This is a genomic window from Bacillus sp. RC242, assembly GCF_044908245.1.
In the GTDB taxonomy this organism is placed as follows: domain Bacteria; phylum Bacillota; class Bacilli; order Bacillales; family Bacillaceae_G; genus Bacillus_A; species Bacillus_A mycoides.
This window is the reverse complement of sequence record NZ_JBIYCZ010000010.1, coordinates 197162-203330: the sequence shown is the minus strand read 5'-3', so window position 1 is coordinate 203330 and position 6169 is coordinate 197162. Positions and strand designations below refer to the sequence as shown.

Annotated in this window: 8 protein-coding genes; 6 read left to right on the top strand and 2 right to left on the bottom strand. The window is 35.0% G+C overall.

The features are described from left to right. Nucleotides 1-521 precede the first annotated feature (521 nt). The 3 genes from brnQ4 to ABH957_RS19455 all read left to right on the top strand — a co-directional run bounded on the left by brnQ4 (nt 522) and on the right by ABH957_RS19455 (nt 2803). The gene (brnQ4, locus tag ABH957_RS19465; protein WP_404443183.1) at nt 522-1859 is read left to right on the top strand and encodes a branched-chain amino acid transport system II carrier protein BrnQ4; all 1338 of its coding nucleotides are present in this window, start codon (nt 522-524) and stop codon (nt 1857-1859) included. Nucleotides 1860-1926: 67 nt separating this feature from the next. After that, nucleotides 1927-2256, top strand: coding sequence for a chaperone CsaA (gene csaA / locus ABH957_RS19460; protein ID WP_404443180.1), 330 nt, complete (start codon nt 1927-1929; stop codon nt 2254-2256). Continuing rightward, nucleotides 2237-2803 (top strand): DUF1572 domain-containing protein, encoded by a 567-nt coding sequence (locus tag ABH957_RS19455; RefSeq protein ID WP_002165929.1) that lies wholly within the window; start codon nt 2237-2239, stop codon nt 2801-2803. Before csaA ends, ABH957_RS19455 begins: the two co-directional genes overlap by 20 nt. Here ABH957_RS19455 and ABH957_RS19450 read toward each other — a convergent pair. After that, nucleotides 2776-3081, bottom strand: a complete 306-nt coding sequence (locus ABH957_RS19450) for a permease (RefSeq protein WP_078178819.1) — start codon at nt 3079-3081, stop codon at nt 2776-2778. The genes ABH957_RS19455 and ABH957_RS19450 overlap by 28 nt on opposite strands. Nucleotides 3082-3085: 4 nt before the next feature. After that, nucleotides 3086-3382, bottom strand: coding sequence for a hypothetical protein (locus ABH957_RS19445; RefSeq protein ID WP_002012463.1), 297 nt, complete (start codon nt 3380-3382; stop codon nt 3086-3088). An 89-nt stretch (nt 3383-3471) separates the two neighbouring features. On the opposite strand from ABH957_RS19445, the gene spoIIP reads away from it, so the two are divergent. From spoIIP to ABH957_RS19430, 3 genes are all read left to right on the top strand, one after another. Beyond that, a complete protein-coding gene (gene spoIIP / locus ABH957_RS19440; RefSeq protein ID WP_404443176.1) occupies nt 3472-4626 on the top strand; it encodes a stage II sporulation protein SpoIIP in 1155 nt (384 codons plus the stop codon). A 290-nt stretch (nt 4627-4916) separates the two neighbouring features. Then, a complete protein-coding gene (locus ABH957_RS19435) occupies nt 4917-5414 on the top strand; it encodes a GNAT family N-acetyltransferase (protein ID WP_404443173.1) in 498 nt (165 codons plus the stop codon). A gap of 11 nt (nt 5415-5425) precedes the next feature. Next, nucleotides 5426-6166 carry a M15 family metallopeptidase gene (locus ABH957_RS19430; RefSeq protein WP_219302082.1) on the top strand — a complete coding sequence of 247 codons (741 nt, stop codon included), beginning with the start codon at nt 5426-5428 and terminating at the stop codon, nt 6164-6166. Nucleotides 6167-6169: the final 3 nt, after the last annotated feature.

Genomic DNA, 6169 nt, shown 5'->3' with positions numbered 1-6169 from the left:
GCAAAACTAAAAGGCATGAGCCCAGTACAATACCGGACCCATGCCCAAAAGGTTGCCTAATGAAATAATCAGTCTAACTTTATGGGGTCACTTCAATTTTTTGATGGCTTTTACTTTCTTTCGTATAAAAATATTCAAATATAATAAAATGTAAAAATCGTAAATTTCTAAAAAAATTTGTGTAATAAAATAAATAAAGGAGGTATGTGTGGATAATTTTGATTTTCAAAAAATTCTATTTAAAAATATGTTTTTATTTTTCAGCCAAATATGTTACTATATGTGTGATAAAAACAAAGAGGTCTGACAACTAAACTCCACGTTATAACACTCTAATGACTTGAATATTCAAAAAAATAAAAAAATAATAATTAGAGTAAGAATAAGGGGAATGGAGAAATTATGGAGAAAGACATTGCTTTGTAAGGGGCATATTTTATCATCTTGAGCAGAGAGGAGGATGCATAGCATATTGTGAAAAGAGAGATAAACAATGAAAAAGTGCTATGCAAATGAAAAGCATGAAGGGACGTTTAAGGCCAGGTGATACGGTAGCGATTGGTTTAATGTTATTTGCACTATTTTTAGGGGCAGGAAATTTAATTTTCCCGCCAGTTTTAGGTCAACAAGCAGGAGAAAATGTTTGGATTGCTACAATTGGATTCCTTGTAACGGGAGTCGGATTACCCCTATTAGCTGTAACAGCTGTCGCGTTTGTAGAGGGAGACTTGAAAGCGCTATCTTCTAGAGTTCACCCTATATTTGCGTTTATTTTCCCATTGATTAGTTATTTAGCGATTGGACCATTTTTCGCGATTCCGCGTACTGGAGCTGTTTCATTTGAAATGGGTATGAAGCCATTTCTATCAGAGGCAATGGTTTCTGAGTGGTACATGCTATTTCTTTTCACTATAGTTTTCTTCGGAATAACGTGGTATTTATCATTAAATCCATCTAAATTAGTGGATTGGTTCGGGAAATTTCTTACACCATTGTTAGTATTGATTGTTGCTGTTATTGTCGGAAAGGCAATTATTGATCCGATTGGAGAACCAGCTGCACCGCTAGCGGCATACAAAGAAAATGCTTTCTTTGGTGGATTTATTCAAGGATATTTAACGATGGATGCAATTAGCGCGCTCGTATTTGGAATTGTCGTTGTACAAGTTATCCGCTCTAAAGGGATAAAAGAGAGTAGTCAAGTTGCAAAAATAACAATTGTATCAGGTATTATTGCTGTACTTGGTTTAACGTTAATCTATTTATCACTTGCTTATCTTGGTTCAACAAGTACATCACTTGGGATCTCAGAGAATGGTGGACTTATTTTAACGAATGTTGTAAATGAGTTATATGGAACAAGTGGTAAAATTTTATTAGGACTTGTTATTATACTCGCTTGTTTAACAACTTCTGTTGGATTAACATCTGCTTGTGCGGGCTTCTTTACAAACGTATTCCCAAAACTTTCGCATAAAACGATTGTAACAATGGTATGTGTGTTTAGTTTAATTGTATCTAACTTAGGTTTAACACAATTAATCGCAGTCACTTTACCAGTGTTAATGATTATTTATCCAGTTGCAATCGTATTAATCGTACTTTCATATTTCCATAAATGGATTGGAAAGCGTAATACAATATATATTGGAGCTATTCTAGGTGCGTTGTTAATTAGTTTCTTTAACGGTTTAGAAAGTGCGAACATTAAAATTGATGCGATTTCTAATGTGCTACAAATGTTACCATTATATAAAGAAGGAATAGGATGGCTAATCCCATCATGTATTGGCGGGATTCTCGGTTTCTTCTTCTATAAATCAAATGAATTAAGTGAATTACAAAAGAAAGGTGCTTAGGCGCCTTTCTTTTTTTAAAAGGGGATTTTTATGTTTTGTCTAAGTAATAATTGGGAGGAATGATAAAATGGCTAATTTTGAAGATTTTTTAACTTTTGATGTAAGAATTGGAACAGTAACACAGGCAGAGGAATTTAAAGAAGCGAGAGTGCCAGCGATTAAACTAGAAATTGATTTTGGGGAGCTTGGGGTCAAGCAGTCCAGTGCTCAAATTACGAAAAGGTACGGCCCAGAAGATTTAATCGGTCAGCAAATTGTTGCTGTTGTAAATTTTCCGCCAAAGCGTGTAGCTGGATTTAAATCGGAAGTGCTTGTATTAGGTGGAGTTCCTGAAGCTGGTGATGTTGTGTTGCTTCAGCCTAATATGGAATTGCCAAATGGAACGAAAATTAGTTAGTGTGAAGGTAGGGGTAAACATGGATATCGGACGAGAATATTTACAATGTGCCATTTCGAATTTCAAGGCAACACAAAAACAAGGAGAACGTGTACTTTCTCAATTATCTTATGAACAGATAATGTGGTCTGCTTATGAAGAGACAAATAGTATCGCGATTATTATTAAACATTTACATGGTAATATGCGTTCAAGATGGACGGAATTTTTAACGTCTGATGGCGAAAAAATAGATCGTAACCGAGATGGTGAATTTGAAGGTGGGTACAATTCAAAACAAGAAGCGCTTGCTGCGTGGCAAGAAGGGTGGGAGTATGTCTTTAAAACGATGGATACTTTAACAGCAGAGCAGATTTTGCAGAAAGTATACATTCGCGGAGAAGAACACACTGTCATGCAAGCGATCGAAAGGCAAATTTCTCATTATGCTTTACATATTGGACAAATCATTTACATTGGTAAAATGTTAAAAGAAAATGAATGGGAGTGTTTAAGCATTCCTAGAGGTCAATCTACTAGTTATTTACAGAAAAAACGTTCAACGTAATAATAGGAAAGAAACCGATATAAAATAGGAAGCAAAAAAATAAGCCAATTGATAGAGGGCTCCGTGAACATTAGAATGCTGCCAGCAATAAGCCCATATGTAATAAGAAAGAAACCAAAGAGTGTATTTATAGGAATAAAACGTGAGACAAATAATTGCTGATTTTTGAAACAAGTGTTGTGAAACAAATAAAAGCGGAAATGCCATGTAGAGGTAATAAGATCTTTCCTTCTCGTTATTCTTTTTTTACATTTATGACAGATGAACGGTGGTTGCATTTCATTACGCTCCATTTTTTATATTTGTAATAATGTAAGACAAAAGTAAGTATAAAGTGTATGTTCCTATATACGCTCCTGCAATAAGGAAAAATGGATTCAGTAAAATTCCATGAATGCTTGTCATGAAAACTAAATTTTGTATTAAAACATCATATATATTAATAGAAATAATTGTCCCGAGTACATACAGTGCTAAGTATGCGGAAATATGTAGCACAATACGAATTTTAGGATGTAAAGCAAACAAATAAAAAATAAATGATAAGACGATCGGTAATGTTCCTATTAGTAGCTTCAATTCATTTCACCTCATTAACAATATAGCCGGAATTTAAGCGGTCTATTCTCTAGAGCTTGTACATAACTTGAAATAGAGAGGGTGATAGTATGAATCGAGGCTTTTTTTACGTGAAATTAACAAGTGTACGCAAGTTAATTATATTTATTATTACTACGGTATTAGCGACTTTCTTTCTTATTAGTGTAATGGTAACTTCCATGAAAGAGACAAAGTCAACGTATTTATATAATTGGTTAAATGAGTTATCAATGAATGGTTACATGTACGTTATTGGGAAAGAGAATCATTATTTTACACAGGAGTACCGGAATTTGAATCAAGACTTTTCTATTTCTTCATTCCTCTTTTCGATGGCTACGAATATTCGTTTTGATGATGTACGTAGTTTTGTCGGGAAAGAACTTCCGGGATTTGGGAAATATGAGACAGAAATCGTTATAGCAGGTGAAGGAACAAATTATTCCAACTTACCGATAGAATCGAGTGTTCCTCTTGAAGAAGTAGTGAAGGAACGGACTGGAGAAGCTGGACAAGTTCCTAAGCCTGATCCGAATAAAGAGAAGAAACAACCAGCTCAAACGACTGGAAAAAGACAAGTTGCATTGATTTATCATTCACATAGCTGGGAATCTTATTTGCCGTTACTTAACTTAACGAATGATCCAAATCCAAATAAAGCAACGAGTTCTGTAACGAATATTTCAATAGTTGGCGATCGATTGCGAGAACAGTTAGAAAGTGAAGGGATCGGTGCTACTAACGATAAAACTGATGTTGGTCAAAAATTAATAAGTAAAGGATTAAATAGTAATAGTTCTTATAAACTGTCACGAGAAATTGTACAAGAAGCGATGGCTGGTAATAAAGAACTCCAATATTTTTTCGATTTGCACCGTGATAGTGCACGGAAAAATGTCACGACAAAAACAATTGGAGATAAATCATATGCAAAGCTTGCTTTTGTAATTGGGAAAGGTAACAAAAACTATGAAAAAAACTTACAATTAGCAACTGCGTTACATGAGACGATTAGTAAGAAATATCCGGGAATGAGCCGTGGTGTAATTCAAAAAGGATTCCAAACAGGAAATGGAGTCTACAATCAAGACCTATCAGGACAAGCGATATTAATTGAAGTTGGCGGGGTAGATAATACAGAGGAAGAATTAAATCGATCAATTGATGTACTTGCTAAAGCATTTGGAGAATATTTTTGGCAAGCTGAAAAAGTGAATGGATAAAGCGAAAATTTGATCGGTGAGTGCTCATTCTACTGATTAGTAGCCCTTACGAATCAGGCTACCCGTTAATACGGGATAAACGTAAGCAAGAAGCTTACGTTTATTTGTTTGTTTGTTCATAATCTATAGGTAGAAATAAATGTCACATTATAGACAAAATTCCCTATTATTATATTGATATCGAAATTTGTCTATTTATAGTAAGAAATTTAAAAAGGAATTTTCGGAATAGTGGAGAAAATCTTTTTACAAGGAAAATTTTTAACTAACAGAATGGGTAGGGGATCAAGGTGATACGAGAGATTAGAGTAGAAGATGCAGCATCATTTTTACAATTAAGTAAGCAGTTAGACGAAGAAACGAAATTTATGTTATACGAACCAGGGGAAAGAAAAATCACAGTAGAGCAACAAGAAAAGATGGTCCACCGTTTTATAGAAAATGAATATGCAACAATATTTGTAGCAGTTGAAGATGATAGAGTAGTTGGATTTATTTTAGCCAATGGTAATGATGTTCAAAGAAAGAGACATGTGGCAGGCATTGTAATTGGTATTTTGCAAGAGTATAGTGGCCGAGGTATTGGAACGAGTTTGTTTAAAGAAGTAGAGAAGTGGGCAAGATTACATGATGTATGGCGTTTAGAATTAACGGTAATGGCCCACAATACAAGAGCTCAGGCACTATATAGCAAAATTGGATTTGAACAAGAAGGTGTCAAAAAATCTGCTCTTATCATCGATGGAAAAGGTGTCGATGAGTATGAAATGGCCAAATTATTAAAATAAGAGGTCGTTATATGAAAAAAAGATGGGCACTACTTGGTATCGTAGCGATGATACTGATCATTGGAGTAGCAGGAATAAATTATAAGATGTACAAGGATCAAGAGGCGAAGGAAGTAAATGTAAATAATATATTTCCGAAAGCTAAAGAAACGATTGCTAATATGGATGGGGATATCGCAGTCATTAGTAATCCAAATTCGATGCTTGTACTTGTGAATAAAAATAGGCGTTTACCAGATGGGTATAGACCGCCAGATTTAGTTGTTCCGAAAGTACGTTACTCTAGTGAAGGTGATCAAGAGAAGAAAAAGATGAGGAAAGAGGCAGCGGCGGCACTTGAGGAAATGTTTCAGCAAGCCAATAAGGAGCGGATTTTCCTTTTTGCAGTCTCTGGATTTAGATCTTTTGATCGACAAAAAGCATTAAATACGATGTATAAAAGACAAGATGGAGAAGCAAAGACAGCGATGTCTAGTGCAGTCCCTGGTACGAGTGAACATCAAACAGGACTAGCTATGGATATTACATCTCAATCTGCTAAATTTCAGCTAGAAACTGTTTTTGGGGAGACGAAAGAAGGAAAGTGGCTTTCTGAAAATGCCCATAAATTTGGTTTTGTTATTCGATATACGAAAGAGAAAGAAGGGATTACCGGTTATCGTTATGAACCGTGGCATGTACGGTATGTTGGGAATCCGCAAGCTACATATTTATATGAAAACCAACTGACGATTGAAGAAGTAACGCAGTAATGA

Coding starts and splice junctions, on each gene's coding strand:
- csaA (WP_404443180.1), top strand. CDS start 1,927: ATGGCTAATTTTGAAGATTTTTTAACTTTTGATGTAAGAATTGGAACA.
- ABH957_RS19450 (WP_078178819.1), bottom strand. CDS start 3,081: ATGCAACCACCGTTCATCTGTCATAAATGTAAAAAAAGAATAACGAGA.
- spoIIP (WP_404443176.1), top strand. CDS start 3,472: ATGAATCGAGGCTTTTTTTACGTGAAATTAACAAGTGTACGCAAGTTA.
- ABH957_RS19455 (WP_002165929.1), top strand. CDS start 2,237: ATGGAACGAAAATTAGTTAGTGTGAAGGTAGGGGTAAACATGGATATC.
- ABH957_RS19430 (WP_219302082.1), top strand. CDS start 5,426: ATGAAAAAAAGATGGGCACTACTTGGTATCGTAGCGATGATACTGATC.
- brnQ4 (WP_404443183.1), top strand. CDS start 522: ATGAAGGGACGTTTAAGGCCAGGTGATACGGTAGCGATTGGTTTAATG.